This window comes from Corynebacterium stationis (assembly GCF_001941345.1).
GTDB lineage: Bacteria > Actinomycetota > Actinomycetes > Mycobacteriales > Mycobacteriaceae > Corynebacterium > Corynebacterium stationis.
The window spans coordinates 1845361-1859759 of the sequence record NZ_CP009251.1; the positions used below are offsets into that span (position 1 = coordinate 1845361).

Below are 14399 nucleotides of genomic sequence, written 5' to 3' on the forward strand. Positions count from 1 at the left end.
GTTAAATAACTCTGCCGGAAAACGCATACACTTTTGCATATGACGCAAAAAGACACCGATGAGATTGTTCGCCAGCGCGTTCGGGGCTTGCGCCTGGCACGCAATTGGAGCTTGGAGACTTTAGCTCGCCGCTGTGAGATTTCGGCGTCTACGCTGAGCAGAATCGAAACTGGACGCCAACGCATCTCACTGGATTTGCTAGTGAGCATCGCACAAGCTCTGGGTACTTCCTTGGATCAACTAGTAGAACCTGAAGGCAATGCTGATGTGGTTATCCGCCCGGAGCCGGAACCTCATGGCGGAATGACCTTTTGGTTGCTGTCGCGTGAAAGGGATCGGCGCGGGGTGACCATCGGCAAGATGCGTATCAATCCCGAACGCGCCGATGTGGAACCTGTAGTCCATCCGGGCTCGGAATGGTTCACCGTCTTAAGCGGCGTCATCCGACTAACGCTTGGAACCAGAACCATTATGGTCACCCCAGGCCAGGCCGTGGAATTTTCCACCATGACGCCCCACATGATGGAAGCTCATTTGGGCCCAGCCGAGATTTTGACGATCTTCGACCACGCCGGCGAAAAGGCTCACCTGCATCCAGGGCAAGGCGCGTGATTAGCTCGAAGGTTTTTCATTATTCAAAATATAATCCGGTATCCCCTCTGGATACCTGCTATAGCGCTCATCGAATTCCGCAGCGTAGGCGCGCACAGCCGTGGGCAAGGTAGTAAAGACGTACTGCTTACCCACCGATTTAATAAATCCCGTCGGTGCAAGACTGCGACTGAGGTTTTGCTTGACACGCGCCATGGCAAACCTAATACCTTGGCTTTCCAGATCCACACGGAGTTTTTCTAAGGCATCAACTGCGGTGAGGTCCATTTCCGTGTTGGCTTCCGCATTGAGCAGAAACCATCTGATGGGATGCGGGGACCTATCAATGGCTTGCTTCGCGCGGGCGGAAAAATCATCGGCATTAGCGAAAAATATTGGGGAGTCATAACGAAAGACCACAAGACCCTCAACTGGTTGTGAATCCGGATAGTCATCCAAGCTATGCATACCCGCAACGCCTGGAGCGTAACCCAACACATCCGCGTAGGGACTAGTGATGCGACGGATGAGATCCAAAATCGACAAAGCAATCGCAAATCCGATGCCCACCAGCACACCAAAAAGCGTTAGCGCTAAAGCAGTCGCAGCAGTGATAATCAGTTCGCTCTTACGAAAGCGCGCAATCCGGCGTAGCTCTTCGATATCGATCAATTGCACCGCGGCATACATCACCAAAGCACCCAGGGCGGCTTCCGGGAAGGATTCCAATACCGGCCCGGCAAAGAGCAGGACCATCACCACGATGGCGATGACTACCAGTGAGTGAACTTGGGTCTTCGCACCCGCGGTATTACCGAGCACGGTTCGTGAACCGCTCGTAGAGACTGGAAAGCCCTGGAAAAGTCCGTTGGCAATATTTGCCGCGCCAAGTGCAAGCAGCTCCTGGTTAGCGTCGATAGGTTCATCTTTTTCTGCAGCAAATGCCCGGGCGGTGAGGATATTGTCCGAAAATCCGACGATGGCAATACCTACTGCATAGGGCATTAATGCCCAGATATCCACGGTGCTAAAATCCGGCAGCCGTAGTTCCGGCAAGCCGCGCGGAATCTCGCCGATAACTTCCAAGTCGTAACGGTCCAGCCCGAATACAGAAACAGCCCCGGCGGCAACTAGCAGTACTAGCAGCGGTGCCGGGAATTTCGGGGCAATCCATCGGGCAAAGAATAACAGTACAAATACTGCCAGCGCCATGAGCACCGTGGGAATATGCGCATTGTGAATGTTATGGAAAAATGATGCCACTTCCTGCCACGACTGTTCCCCGGAAGTTTGAACCTTGGTTACTTCTGAAAGTTGGCTAATGAACATCAGTAGGGCAATTCCTAGTAGATAGCCCACTAGTACTGGCCGCGATAATAGCCTGGTAAGAAAACCCAGACGTCCCACATAGCCAATCAGGCACACTGCGCCCACGGCAATTGCTAAAAGGGCGGCTACTTCCGCCATATGTTCGGGCCCGCCGGCTGCTCCGACTAGCGCGCTGATACCTGCTGCCGTCATCAATACAGTGGTAGATTCCGGGCCAATTGATATCTTCCGCGAAGTACCTAAGACGAAATAGATCGCCATCGGACCTAGTACAGCCCACAGCCCCGCTACCGCAGGAAGCCCAACGATGCTGGCAAACGCCATCACTTGCGGAATCAAATAGGCAGCCACCGTAATGCCGGCGATGACATCACCTTTTATCCATCCTCGCTGGTAATTGCGCATTATCAGCACGCCCGGCACAAGTCGCTGCCACAGCGGGCGCGAGTGTCGGATTTTTTGAGGTGCCATAAATTAACGGTACTAGGATTTACGCGCGGTAGAGGGCAACTTCAACAGAATCATCACGCAGTCATACCCCCGTGACCTCGGCGGCATACAGGCTCGTGCGGCGAGAGAAAAAATGGGTGCATAATTGTTTTAGCCTCTTGAGGTAGTTACCGAAAACATCGTTTTGCAAAGGAGACCCACATGCGTGGTGTCATAATGCACGCCCCCGGAGATGTACGCGTTGAACAACGCCCCGACCCGGTTTTGGAAGAGCCCACCGATGCGATTATCCGTGTCACCGCAACGTGTGTGTGCGGCTCTGACCTGTGGCCCTACCGCGGCACAGATGATGTCGACCGCCACCCTATGGGTCATGAATACATCGGCATCGTTGAACAAATTGGTGACGATGTAAAGTCAGTGGCCATCGGCGATTTCGTGGTGGGCTCTTTCGTCGCGTCGGACAATACCTGTGAGATTTGTGAGGCCGGTTTCCAGTCCCGTTGTACCCACCAAGTCATGATGGGTGGCATCGGTACGCAGGCAGAAAAAGCACGCATTCCGCTTGCCGATGGCACCTTGGTCAAGGTTCCCGGAACTCCCACCGAAGAGCAGACAAAGAGCTTGCTTGCGGCTTCCGATGTTTTGGGCACCGGCTGGTTTGCTGCCGATGCTGCTGCGGTTGGCCCAGGAAAGACGGTCGCCGTTGTAGGTGACGGCGCGGTTGGTCTCATGGGCATTTTGGCCGCAAAGCAGATGGGTGCCGAGCGCATCATCGCGATGTCGCGCCACGCTGACCGCCAAGCACTGGCTAAGCAATTTGGTGCAACCGACATCGTGGAAGAACGCGGTGAGGAAGGCATTGCCCGTATCAAGGAACTAACCAACGGCTACGGTGCGCATTCCACGATTGAGGCAGTGGGCACCCAAGAATCGATGCAACAAGCAATCGGTGCCACCCGCCCCGGCGGGCACGTCGGCTTCGTCGGTGTCGCACACGGCGTTGAGCTCGATGGCACTGATCTCTTCGTTGCCACCGTAAACCTGCTCGGCGGTCCTGCGCCTGTACGTCGCTTCCTGCCCGAGCTCATTGAGCTCATCATGACTGACCAGATCAACCCTGGCGCAGTCTTTGACCTCACCCTTCCCCTGGAGGAAGCAGCCGAAGCATACAAGGCCATGGATGAACGCCGTGCCACCAAGGTCATGCTGACGCTTTAGGGGCAAAAATCAGGTTTTACCCCGATGTTGCTCAACCTCATGGCGTGGTCTACTTAAAGAAACGAAATGGAGACCACACCATGAGCCCTCATCTGGATAACCCCTCGCCCCCGTCTTCTAACAACACCAGCGCATCACTAGTTGAAGTTGCCGGCTATATTCTCGCAGCCACTGCGCTTAGCGCCTTAATCTCCGCCCCACTTCTGCTGGGCTTATTGCCAAAGGCCACAACCGGGCTAATTGTTCCGATCGCGCAGCTTACCCCGCTAATTGTTGCGCTGGTATTTTTCGCTGCTCTCGAGAAACGCCCGCAACACCGTCTTGCTCGCTTACGTGACGTGCTCGCATTGCGGTGGGCCAGTTCCACCAAAGCATTCATCGTTGGCCTAGGCTTTCTCATAGTTATTTCTGCACTCCAGGCACTTACTGCACTTGCAACTGGACAGACTTTTGCCGCCAGTAATGACATCGCCCTTGCAGCTATCGCCGTCATTCCCATTTTGCTTATGCAGTGTGTCTTTGCCCTTGGTGAGGAATTCGGCTGGCGTGGCTGGCTAGCTTCTCGCACAACCGGGTGGAGTTTCCCCAAAGCTGCCGCTACCCAATCAATCGCATGGACGCTGTGGCATCTTCCCGTAGTTCCCTTAATTCTGTCCACCGCAACTATAGAATTCGCGCTCGCTTACCTAGTATCTATTGCGTCCTGGGCACCCTTCTTCCTTGCACTGCGGCTTCGCTCTGGTTCCGTGTGGCCAGCGGTGATTCTCCACGGTGGCATCAACAGTATCCGCGTATTCTTCTTGCAGTCTGTGTTTGCTTCCGGTGAAGGCATCAACTGGTGGGTCGAAGCAGCCGGCGTCATTTTGTGGCTGGCTGCCGCAGCCTGGGTAATGAGCAAATCTTTTCAGCTCATCCCTTGCGCATCCTCACAAATCGTTAAAGAATAAAGACATGGTCAAGCCCACCAACACATCCGCTATCACCAAGGCAACGAACCGCCCTTGGGATGACTGGGTTGCGGCCTTGGACGCTGCTGGTGCACGCGAGATGAACCACGGGGACATCGCTAAGCAAGCCCTAAAGCTCATTCCCGACCCCGTTGAGCAAAAAGGATGGTGGGCGCAAGGAGTGGCCATTGCTTATGAACAACACACTGGCCTGCGCATTCCGGGTCAGTCCAGCACCGGCAGTTTCCAAACCTCGACCTCCAAGACTTTCCCCGGTGATAAAGATGCTGCGCTGAAAGCTTGGCTGGAGTTAGTTGGCACCCACGATGAGTTCAATGGCATTGATACCGAAGAAGCTGCTTCTACTTCCGAGACAGCGAAGTGGCGGTATTGGCGCGTGCAGCTTGTCGATGGCTCCCGGGTCAACGTCAATATCAGAGACAAGCCGAACGAGAAAGCTTCGATCGCCGTAGAGCATACAAAGCTTGGTTCTTCCGATGACATTGAAACATGGCGCCCGTATTGGAAAGAGCTTTTATCTGAGCTGTAGTCCAGATGTTGGTGTTGTCGAGTTCCTGACCTAGTCAGTCTCCCCACCCCGGTCCGTAACTTTGTAGACTTCACCTTGCTTGTCGTAGGTGATCCACTCGCCGACAGGTTCGCCGTTTTTAAAATGCCCGAAGCGTTTAATAGTGCCGTCTACGCGGTACCACTCCCAATAACCAACAGGCTGGCCGTCTTCCACTTTGCCCTTTGACCACCGGGTTTTGCCATTCGCGCGGTATTTGACGGTGTAGCCATCAATGATCTCAGTCTTCTTTTCTGCAGCAGCCATGTTAACTCCCCTTACTTGTTTAAAGCTTCGCTTTTTACTTCCATCGATATCAAGACCACTAGGTTCACTTATCGGCAGCAGCATGTGCTCCAAAGTGCTGACCTTTTATATCGATTCAAGAATTAGCCGTCCCAGTCGTGCACCGAATCCTGCGCACAGTACTTGTGATTGTTCCAAAGGAATCCAGAAACAAGTCCACCGCTGCTGCTTACCGCCATCGGATGGATTTTCTTCCCCGGCGGACCAGCGTTCTGGGACTTGGCGCTCAATCGGAGCCAGTTGGAAGAAGTACCTTTCGTGGATTTCCGGCTTCGTCGGACGAGCGTCATAACACTCCATGCCAAGCGCACTGACAATGCGCGTGTCCAGGCCTGACTCTTCCAGAACCTCCCGCAGCACGGCATCTTCCGGAGCTTCATCTACCTCAATGGTCCCGGCTGGAACCTGGACGCCGGTAACTTCAAGCGGAATGTCATCATGGGTAAAGACCAGCAGTTTATCTTCGCGCACAACATAGCCCACAACTTTGCGAACAACCCGCGGGCTCACGGCAGCTCCGCCGCCTGTAGGAGTGCTTACTGCAGATTCACTTGCGCCAGTCATCTTTCCCATCATTGCATGCTTGTCGATGCAAAGACCATCACGAGAGTTCTGACGCACCCGCCAGCACGGTGAGTTCCTGAATTCGTGGCTTCCACAAGGCAGCACGAATGCCCGTAAGTTCGCGCAAGTGCGGCGAGGTCAGCTCGTCTAAAGCACGGATATAATCCGGCACGATTTCGCGCGGGAGCCGAAGCCCCACGGTGAGATGCGGAATCCATCGCTCGCCGCGTCCATCTGGGTTAATCCGGCTGAGCTCACGTGCGACGGCTTCCAGTTCCTCATCGGTTTCTAAAAGCCAGGCCACCGTTTGTTTACGCTTGGTTCCGAATACGACGGTGCCCACCCGGCGAAACTGCGCAGGAATCACGGAGGGTAAAAGCTCCGCGGCACGCTCTGCGACGTGCTTTTTCATCTCCGGTGAAAAAGTGAGAGTGATATGCGGAGTTTGATTCTGCACAGGAAAGCCACGCTCTGCCAGCTGCGCAAAAAGATCCCGGACTTGCTGCTCTTCGTTTTCGGGAAGATGCAGCAAAATATTGTCGGGTGAAGCCATCCGGGACTAGTCCTCGAAGGCAGTCTTCATGAAGCGCATCGCCGCCAAAGTCTTTGGCACACCGATGTACGGCATCAAATGCACGAAGCATTCCGCGACTTCCTCTTTGCTCATGCCCGCAACCTCAACGGCAGTTTTGATGTGCCCAGTCAGTTGGGGCTCGACACCGCCCATGGCAGCAAGGGCTGCCATGTTCAGCATCTGGCGATCGCGCAGTTCGATGCCTTCGCGCTGGTAGGTTCCGCCGAAGACGGCTTCCACGACCCAATCGGACGAACCCGGCGCGAACTCGTCCAGCTGCTTCTTCCAAGCGGCCGCACCCTCTGGGGACTGCGTGTCCTCAACAAACTTGTTGCCCTTGTCCTTGCTCAGTTCCACAGCCATCTCCTTTTGATTCGATAAAGAAAATCACATCTCAGCGCGTCATTATAGCAGGAAAACTCCACGTCAGAGGTCCACGTCAGAGCTTCAGCACCGGTAAGGTAAGAACATGGAACAACGCATCAGCTTTATCACCCTCGCAGTCGAAGACGTTGCACGCAGCCGGAAATTCTACGTCGATGGACTCGGCTGGAAACCCATGTTTGAAAATGACGAGGTGATCATGCTTCCTGCTGGTGAACACCTGATGCTCTCGCTCTGGAGTATCGAAAGTTTTACTGCCGAGATAGGCACTGCCCCAGCGCGCGGCGTCGCACCTATTACTCTCGCGCACAACTGCGCGACGGAAAAGGAAGTTGATAACGTCCTCGCGCTTGCTACTTCTATTGGTGCTGACGTGTCACCAGCTATTCGCCGGGAATGGGGCGGATACTCCGGATATTTCTCCGACCCCGACGGATTCCGGTGGGAAATTGCGGTCAACCCCGGGCCAACCGGTGACTACGTTCTTCCTTAAATGTTCTAGACTCGGTTTTGACCTGATTAGTCACGAAGGACATATTTAAGGGTCTCTACTACCTGCTCAGTGGTCTTGCACCAGCCTTGTGCTTCCGCATCGACTTCCTTGAGCGGATGCACAAGTTCTTCATCATGCAGCGTCACGTAGGGCTTTCCGAGGGCTGCGCAGTAACCGGCATCGAAAGCTGCATTCCACTGCTTGTACTTGTCCCCAAAACGCACGACCACGAAGTCAGCCTTTTCAATCAAAGTCCGAGTGCGAATGGCGTTGACCTTCGCGGACTGATGGTCGCGCCAGAAAGAATCACTGTTCTCGCCCAGATGATCACCTGCTGCATCACTTGCTGGATGGTCCGTCACGGGTGCTGTAAACACCACATCCAGTCCAGCAGCTTCTACCCCGCGTTGGATTTCTTCACGCCACTCAGTGTGGATTTCACCGGAAAGATAAACATTGAAACTCATAGCCAGACTCCTTTAACTAAGACTCACTAAGACTTTGTGCATCTGCCTCGTAGCCTAACTGAAAATTACAGCGAAGCCAGCGCATGCCTTAAAGTGTGGGCAACCGACAGCGCCGTAATCGCAGATGTTTTGGGATTCACGGGGTTCGGCCCAGATTCACTAACCAAAGAGAAAGTACCGGCAGAGCCTGATACCTCGATGTCATGGCGGGTATCTACGAGATTCGGAGAGGCAACTAGCTCGACCGTTACGCGCTCAAGCGAACGCTCAAGCAACTCATCATCGCTGGCGCCTCTACCACGGGTTGCCCACGCAAGCGCAATGGAAACATTAACGTTGCCCGGAAACTTCGCAATTGCATCGGCCGGACGGCCGCTAAAAAGAACGAAAGGCTCTGTTGCGTTTTCTAATTCAGCACGCTCATCATCATTCATCCAGTCTTGAATAAGTGCTTCGGCGTTCTTGGTCGTGCGGATCTTCACCGTGTCCGCTGCATTCGACTCAGCGAGCGCCGCCCATAAATCGAATCCGCCGATAGCACCGGAGGTGACATGTACTTTCCCAGGTCCAGCCAACAGCGCCCGGCGCGCATCAGGATCAGCTAGAGCGCCTACCGATGTCAGCACCAAATCTTTGCCGCTCGCGATTACTGTCGGCCCGTGTTCTTTCGCCGCCGGAACGCCGGCGCATTCGACCACGATATCGTGGGCATCGATAAGCTCTGCGAGGTTGTCATCGTAAAGCGATACTCCCAGCGTACCCCGCTCATGATGAGGGGCCGCATCACGAACGAATGCACTGACTTCGAATTCCGATGGGTCAAAAAGTGTCACCAATTGACGCCCGATTGCGCCAAAACCAAGAAGTAATACTCGTGGAGCCGAGGCCGACATGACAATCCTCCATTGCCTTGCAATTTGATACGTGCGCCCAGTCTATCCACTTAGCTATTACCAGGGCATTTCTAGCTCTTGACCATCGAATCAGTTATCAGATGCAAATGTTTGTGGGTTTACTGGCTGCTTGTATTTCGGCAGGCTTTCGACGACGAGCAGGTAGGAATCGGTCACGAGTTCATCGAAAAGCAATGCATCCACCGCCCCACCTGGCCGGATGGTGATCCAATGTTTCTTGTTCATGTGCCAACCGGGTGTGATGTCCTCATGGGTTTTGCGGAGTGCTTCCGAATCCAGCGGATCCGCCTTGAGATTCACAATCTGCCCGCCGTTCAACTCGGTCAGGAACATGAACATTTTGCCGCAAATCTTCCACACATCAATGTCCAACCCGAACGGGTGGGTCAGCTCAGTCCCCGGTAGCTCCTGCGCTCGGGATTCTGCCTGTTTCTGTAAATCTTTTCCGTCCATGAGCTATCTCAAACCTTTAATCCACACCAGTTTGAGTTGAATGGTACGCAACCAAATAATTGTCCACTGCGCAGATACAGACCACCACTTCAGTGGAAACCTTCTACTCTAAACGCATGACGAGCAATTCATGGCCATGGATTCTGGTTCTCAAAGTGCAGGGGCTCAAAGTCAATGTCGAAATCATCTTCGACGCTAAGCCGGTCTACTAGTGACTGCCCTGGCGGGATAGTTTTTGATACTCGCGATTAGATATGAGCACGAAAGCAGGCTCTCCCTGTTCCGTAATCACGACTGGCTCACGGTTTGCTTCTTTCATCGCAGCCTCAACATCCTGCATGAATGCTCGGTTACTCAAAGTCTTAATGCCCTTCACCTCCAGCAGTATGTACCCAGTGTGTTTCCATTGAGCTGCTTAACTCGTCTGCGCACGCCCATAACGCCAGTAACCAACGAAGTCCACGTTTCGCTTCGGAACACCACGCTCTGAAATGAGATGACGGCGCGCGCCAGTAGCAAGTGCAGACTCGCCGATAGTGTGGGCATGTACTTCACCGTCCGGGAACTTCGCCTCCGCGAGTGCTTTCAATGCAAGCTCTCCTGGCTTTTCATGTGCTTGTGAGGACTCATCTCGTGCAATCCACCTGATGTCCATCCCGGCAGGAGCAACGAATTCTTGCTTGTCCTCGGCGCTTGGAATCTCAATAATTGCGACGCCCTCTGTGGATCCAGGAAGCTCACGGCAGATTCCGGCGATTGCGGGAAGTGCAGTTTCATCACCGATAAGTAGCGTCCAGTCATGCGGGTGATCAGGAGTAAACGCACTTCCCTGGTCCAGGAAGCCCAGACGATCCCCCGGCTTCGCCTCCAGCGCGAACTTGGCGGCTGGACCCATTGAGTCCAGATCACCGTGGATGACGAAGTCAATATCCACCTCCCCTACCTCAGGACGCGCATCACGCACCGTGTACGCACGTACCCATGGACGCCGCGTCTTTGGCGTGGCGAGATACTGCAGGTACCAACCGATTTCTGAGGTTCGAGTCGGAAGCGCCAACACGTCCTGTCCTTGCCTGGTGAAGAACAAACGGCACCAATGATCAGCACCCCAGTTCTCAAGCCCCTCCAGACCAGAGAGCGTCACCCGCACAAAGTTAGGACTGATGCGTTCCGTTTTAACGACTTCCGCCATCATGAAACGACGATCTGTTGGCGTATCCTTTTTCCTACCCATGCAGGTTAGAGTACCCTAACCTTAGTTTGCTGGCTAGGATCAACTGCTTCGCTGAACCGAACTCCCACCTGAGCAAGAGTTGGGGCGAGATTAATAGGTCCATCGCCCCTACTGAGCAACAGTGGAACTTCGCGATTGCGGCAGTTAAATTATGAGACATCCAAGCGGACAATCTCCGCAATACGCTTCAAGACAGCGAGCCGCATCGAGGCAGAAGGCAAGGCCCGCTCCCGCCTCTGGAAGTACGCCACGGCTCCGGCCAAGGCGTCCACCCGCGACCTGCGCCGCATCGCGACGCTGATCCGAGGCACCGCACCGGACAACGAGCGCTTCCGTGAGAAGCTGCAGGACGAGTTGGAGCAGCAGCACGATGGTGAGGGCGAGTACGAGGACTCCCCGGAGGCTGCTCAGCACCAAGAGATGCTCGACAAGCTCGAGTAGTACGACGCACGCTACGCGTCGCAGAAAGCCGCGGCGGCGTCGGATCAGGCCCTGTGGATGCGGCGAACGCATCGAAGCAGAGCTAGGACCAGCGCGGGCGCGGCGGCTGCCAGCCCTCGAAGCGGTCCAACGTCTCAGCCGCGTCCTCGGTGACGATCACCGAATCGATATCCGCCGCTCGGATGAAGCCCTCGCTAGCCATCGAGACCAACCCCGTGACCAGCGGCTGCCAGAACTGGGAGTTGCACAGCGCTACCGGCTTGCCGTGAGTGCCGAGCTGGAGGCCGGTCCATACCTCGAAGACCTCATCGAGGGTGCCCACCCCACCCGGTAGCGCGACGAAGCCGTCGGCCAGGTCGGTCATCACCTGCTTGCGCTCGGCCATGGACTCCGCCACCAGCAGCGCGGAGAGCCCGGGGTGGGCAATCTCCTCGTCCACCAGGCGCCGCGACATCACGCCGATCACATGCCCGCCGCTTGCTAGGACGCCGTCGGCGATCTCCCCATCAGCTCCACGTGGCCGCCGCCGTCAACCAAGGTGATGCCCCGGTCCGCCAGCTGCTGGCCGAACTCGCGGGCATGCGCAACGTATTCCTCCCCCGTGCCGGTTTTAGCCCCGGTGAACACCGTCAGCGAGTTGATCCGCCTGTTGAGCGCAGGCCCGATGCGCTGAGCCAGCAGTGGCGCGAGCTGTTCATCCAGCTCCTCGGGTGTCGTGATGTCCAGCCACCGGGTCTCCGCGATCTCCGCCTGGCCGCCGACCACCTGCCCCAGCGCCTCGCTGTAAGGGGGAGTGTAGACGGTGCTGCGCACCTGGAAGCCCTCCTCGTTGGCGGCCTGCGCGCTGAAGATTCCCAGAAAGCTCAGGTCTTCCTCTTTGAGCTCCACTCCGATCTCCTCCGCGGCCTCCCGCGTGGCGGCCTGCGCGCTAGACTCGCCGGCCTCCGGCTTGCCGCCGGGCAGCTGGAAGTATGGCGAGCCCTCCTTGCGCACGCACAGCACCCGGCCATGCGGGTCCCGGATCACGGTGGCGCTGACGGTGATGAGGCTTTCGGGGTCAGTGATGCTCACGGAGTCCTCTCAGTGGGGTTGGCCCTGTCAATGGGTCCCACATCCGACCCCATGGGAAGGACGGGAACGGAAGATTAACGATAACAAGACAACAAAAGCGCCCAGCCGGTCGGCTGGGCGCTTTTCCCTCGTCGCGAAGCGAACTTTTTAGTCGACGTCGTCCGCCTGAGTCTGGTGGACGGTGCCATGCGTGTGGTGCGGCGGGGCGTAGATGCTGTAGAGCTTCATCGGCGCATCACCAATGTTGATGATATTGTGCCAGGTCCCCTTCGGAACGATGACTGCCCAGTCGGCGGAGACCTCCTCAGTGAAGGTCACCTCGTCCTCGGAGGGCCCCATCTCGACGCGGCCGCGGCCGGACTCGAGGCGCAGGAACTGGTCCTCCTTGTTTTGCACCTCGTGCCCGACGTCCCCGCCCACCGGGATGTTTATCACGGTGACCTGGAAATGTTCTCCGGTCCACAGTGCGGTGCGGAATATCTCGTTATCGAGGGTTTCCTTCTCGATATCGACGACGAACGGCTTCGGTTGAGCCAACCGTATTCCGTGGTGAAACGGCTACACTTCAATTGTAGGCGCGATCATGCAGGCCCGTCCGGGTGGAATGGCAGCACCAGGGGCGGGTATTAGGCCCCGCGGCGGCGCAGCAGCAACCAGGCGCCCGCCGCGGCGAGAACGACGACGCCCGCGCCGATGCCGACGTTGCGGGCCGTGTTCAGGGAGTCCTCCGAGGACGCCGCGGCTGCAGGCTCGCTGGTGTCTTCCTTCTTGTCGCCGCCCTTCGCATCACCGCCAATGGTCCCGCGGATCCAGTCGGCCTGCTCCGCCACCGGTGCCACAGAGACAGCGGCGTTAGAGGTCATCTCCTCCTCCGTCGGGTTCTCCGGGTCCTCGAAGAGACCAGCGGACATGATGCCGGCGACCTTGCCGTCCGCAAAGATCGCACCACCGGAGTCGCCCGGCTGGATGCGAGCGCCGTCCTTCAGGGCAACGTCGAGGGCCTTCGGGGCCTCGTAGAGCGCGAACGGCGAGTCACCGCGAACCTTCGCCTTGGCGGACGGCAGCTTGGTGGAACCACCGGAGCCATCGGAAGACCAGCCGTAAATGTTGACGTCCCCGGTGGGAACCTCATCCGCGACCTCAGCGAAGGTATCCAGGTTGATCTCCTGCTCAGTGTGGAGCAGGGCGATGTCCCCGCGTGGGGCAACCTCGTGACGATCCACCTTGTACACCCGCTGCTCGTCTCCCTGCCCGATGCGCACCGAACCGCCCGGCTTGGCGGCCGCGTCGATGCAGTGACGGGCGGTGATCACCCAGTGGCGGTCGATGGCGGTACCGGTGCACACGCCCTCTTCAGGGTCAGAATCATCAACGCGGACGGAGACGACCGGCTTTGCCTCCTCGGTGTCCCCGGCGAAGGTCTTGCTCTCCATGGCACCGGCTGGTGCGATGGCGAGTGCTCCTGCTGCGACCACCCCGGCGGCCACGCTAGCTGCGAACTTCTTCATTTTTATCCTTTCCAAACACCGCAGTGATGCGGCGAAGCAGAGTTTCCAGCGGCCCACGGTCACACACCGCGAGCCACGCATAAGAGATGAGTATGGCGCCGCTAAAACTGACCCAGAAGCCGAACCATTCCGGTGCCAGCCGATCCGCCGTAAACACGTGGATGCAGTAGATCGTGAGCGGCATACGGCCCAGTGGTGCGAGCCAGCCGATCCAGCGCTGCAGCAGGCAGCACAACGAGCAGATGCCCACCGACGCCCCGATGCTTCCGGTGATGTCGCCCAAGCCACCGGTATGGCCGCCGACGTCGAAAAACTCGGGCAGCATGGTGTACCAGCGAAGCGCGAGATCCACGGCGAAGAGCCACAGGCCGACAACGAGGCCGAGCCAGAGCAGTTTCGGGCTGAGCATATGCCGCCGGAAGAGCATCCCTGCGATCATCAGAGCTCCCCACATCAACGGCGAGTAGGGCCAGAAGGCGGGAATAAGCACCGTCGCGGTGGACGCCAGCACCGCCGATCCAAAGGCCAGCACGCAGGCCAGCCACAGGAGTACGGGCGAGCTCCAGCGCGGCGCCCAGGCGAGCACCGCCATGCAGAGTCCGATGGTTCCGAGCACCACGAACACTTGCCCAGTGAACGGGGCGAGCGCGAAGTGCAGGGCAATCAGGCATAGTCCACGCACAATGAGCTGGGCAGGACGTGCCCGCATGTAGCACATCGACACCCCGGAAATGAAAGCGAAGAGTGCGGCCGGGAAGCCGTAGAACACCTGGACAGCCACGCCATCCAGGTAGGTCAGGTGGGCGACGATCATGCCGACGAGCGCAACGGCGCGCGCGACGTCGATACCAACGTTTCGGTTCTGCATAGCTGGGACGGTACGC

Annotated in this window: 21 protein-coding genes; 6 read left to right on the forward strand and 15 right to left on the reverse strand. The window is 57.0% G+C overall.

Annotated features, from left to right (window positions below):
- Positions 1-39: 39 nt before the first annotated feature.
- On the forward strand, positions 40-612 hold the full coding sequence (locus tag CSTAT_RS08530; RefSeq protein ID WP_075723108.1) for a helix-turn-helix domain-containing protein: 573 nt from the start codon (positions 40-42) through the stop codon (positions 610-612).
- Here the strand turns inward: CSTAT_RS08530 and CSTAT_RS08535 are convergent, their stop codons facing one another.
- Positions 613-2325, reverse strand: a complete 1713-nt coding sequence (locus CSTAT_RS08535) for a SulP family inorganic anion transporter (RefSeq protein ID WP_075723109.1) — start codon at positions 2323-2325, stop codon at positions 613-615.
- Between the two features lie 246 nt (positions 2326-2571).
- Between CSTAT_RS08535 and CSTAT_RS08540 the strand changes: the two genes are divergently transcribed.
- The 3 genes from CSTAT_RS08540 (at position 2572) to CSTAT_RS08550 (ending at position 5088) form a co-directional block, all read left to right on the forward strand.
- On the forward strand, positions 2572-3591 hold the full coding sequence (locus CSTAT_RS08540) for a zinc-dependent alcohol dehydrogenase family protein (protein WP_075723110.1): 1020 nt from the start codon (positions 2572-2574) through the stop codon (positions 3589-3591).
- Positions 3592-3671: 80 nt separating this feature from the next.
- On the forward strand, positions 3672-4538 hold the full coding sequence (locus CSTAT_RS08545) for a CPBP family intramembrane glutamic endopeptidase (RefSeq protein ID WP_075723111.1): 867 nt from the start codon (positions 3672-3674) through the stop codon (positions 4536-4538).
- A gap of 4 nt (positions 4539-4542) precedes the next feature.
- Entirely contained in the window at positions 4543-5088 is a 546-nt protein-coding gene (locus CSTAT_RS08550; protein ID WP_075723112.1) for a hypothetical protein, read from the forward strand.
- A 30-nt stretch (positions 5089-5118) separates the two neighbouring features.
- Here the strand turns inward: CSTAT_RS08550 and CSTAT_RS08555 are convergent, their stop codons facing one another.
- The 4 genes from CSTAT_RS08555 to CSTAT_RS08570 form a co-directional block, all read right to left on the reverse strand.
- A complete protein-coding gene (locus CSTAT_RS08555; protein WP_075723113.1) occupies positions 5119-5373 on the reverse strand; it encodes a toxin-antitoxin system YwqK family antitoxin in 255 nt (84 codons plus the stop codon).
- Positions 5374-5478: 105 nt separating this feature from the next.
- A complete protein-coding gene (locus CSTAT_RS08560) occupies positions 5479-5976 on the reverse strand; it encodes an NUDIX hydrolase (RefSeq protein WP_083640899.1) in 498 nt (165 codons plus the stop codon).
- Between the two features lie 37 nt (positions 5977-6013).
- Positions 6014-6529, reverse strand: a complete 516-nt coding sequence (locus CSTAT_RS08565; RefSeq protein WP_075723114.1) for a 2'-5' RNA ligase family protein — start codon at positions 6527-6529, stop codon at positions 6014-6016.
- Positions 6530-6535: 6 nt separating this feature from the next.
- Positions 6536-6907: a carboxymuconolactone decarboxylase family protein gene (locus CSTAT_RS08570; protein WP_075723877.1), complete on the reverse strand. Its 372-nt coding sequence runs from the start codon at positions 6905-6907 to the stop codon at positions 6536-6538.
- 112 nt (positions 6908-7019) lie between these two features.
- Between CSTAT_RS08570 and CSTAT_RS08575 the strand changes: the two genes are divergently transcribed.
- Positions 7020-7427, forward strand: coding sequence for a VOC family protein (locus tag CSTAT_RS08575; RefSeq protein WP_066837903.1), 408 nt, complete (start codon positions 7020-7022; stop codon positions 7425-7427).
- A 26-nt stretch (positions 7428-7453) separates the two neighbouring features.
- Here CSTAT_RS08575 and CSTAT_RS08580 read toward each other — a convergent pair whose 3' ends face one another.
- The 5 genes from CSTAT_RS08580 to CSTAT_RS08600 all read right to left on the reverse strand — a co-directional run bounded on the left by CSTAT_RS08580 (position 7454) and on the right by CSTAT_RS08600 (position 10495).
- Positions 7454-7894, reverse strand: a complete 441-nt coding sequence (locus CSTAT_RS08580) for a YtoQ family protein (protein ID WP_066837900.1) — start codon at positions 7892-7894, stop codon at positions 7454-7456.
- Between the two features lie 65 nt (positions 7895-7959).
- Positions 7960-8787, reverse strand: a complete 828-nt coding sequence (locus CSTAT_RS08585) for an aspartate dehydrogenase domain-containing protein (RefSeq protein ID WP_075723115.1) — start codon at positions 8785-8787, stop codon at positions 7960-7962.
- A 90-nt stretch (positions 8788-8877) separates the two neighbouring features.
- Positions 8878-9261, reverse strand: a complete 384-nt coding sequence (locus tag CSTAT_RS08590; RefSeq protein ID WP_075723116.1) for an MmcQ/YjbR family DNA-binding protein — start codon at positions 9259-9261, stop codon at positions 8878-8880.
- Positions 9262-9469: 208 nt separating this feature from the next.
- Positions 9470-9637, reverse strand: a complete 168-nt coding sequence (locus CSTAT_RS08595) for a type II toxin-antitoxin system prevent-host-death family antitoxin (protein ID WP_228385236.1) — start codon at positions 9635-9637, stop codon at positions 9470-9472.
- 39 nt (positions 9638-9676) lie between these two features.
- Positions 9677-10495 (reverse strand): siderophore-interacting protein, encoded by an 819-nt coding sequence (locus CSTAT_RS08600; protein WP_075723117.1) that lies wholly within the window; start codon positions 10493-10495, stop codon positions 9677-9679.
- Between the two features lie 135 nt (positions 10496-10630).
- Between CSTAT_RS08600 and CSTAT_RS08605 the strand changes: the two genes are divergently transcribed.
- Positions 10631-10936, forward strand: a complete 306-nt coding sequence (locus CSTAT_RS08605; RefSeq protein ID WP_244892818.1) for a hypothetical protein — start codon at positions 10631-10633, stop codon at positions 10934-10936.
- Between the two features lie 82 nt (positions 10937-11018).
- On the opposite strand, the gene CSTAT_RS13835 is transcribed toward CSTAT_RS08605, so the two are convergent.
- The 5 genes from CSTAT_RS13835 to CSTAT_RS08625 form a co-directional block, all read right to left on the reverse strand.
- Positions 11019-11402, reverse strand: a complete 384-nt coding sequence (locus tag CSTAT_RS13835; RefSeq protein ID WP_244892819.1) for an LOG family protein — start codon at positions 11400-11402, stop codon at positions 11019-11021.
- A 14-nt stretch (positions 11403-11416) separates the two neighbouring features.
- On the reverse strand, positions 11417-12007 hold the full coding sequence (locus CSTAT_RS13840; protein ID WP_244892820.1) for an NUDIX domain-containing protein: 591 nt from the start codon (positions 12005-12007) through the stop codon (positions 11417-11419).
- Positions 12008-12154: 147 nt separating this feature from the next.
- Entirely contained in the window at positions 12155-12544 is a 390-nt protein-coding gene (locus CSTAT_RS08615; protein ID WP_244892821.1) for a cupin domain-containing protein, read from the reverse strand.
- An 89-nt stretch (positions 12545-12633) separates the two neighbouring features.
- Complete coding sequence (locus tag CSTAT_RS08620) at positions 12634-13515, reverse strand: trypsin-like serine protease (protein WP_075723119.1); 882 nt, start codon at positions 13513-13515, stop codon at positions 12634-12636.
- Positions 13496-14383, reverse strand: a complete 888-nt coding sequence (locus CSTAT_RS08625; protein WP_075723120.1) for a DUF418 domain-containing protein — start codon at positions 14381-14383, stop codon at positions 13496-13498. The genes CSTAT_RS08620 and CSTAT_RS08625 overlap by 20 nt, the downstream gene beginning before the upstream one ends.
- Positions 14384-14399 lie beyond the last annotated feature (16 nt).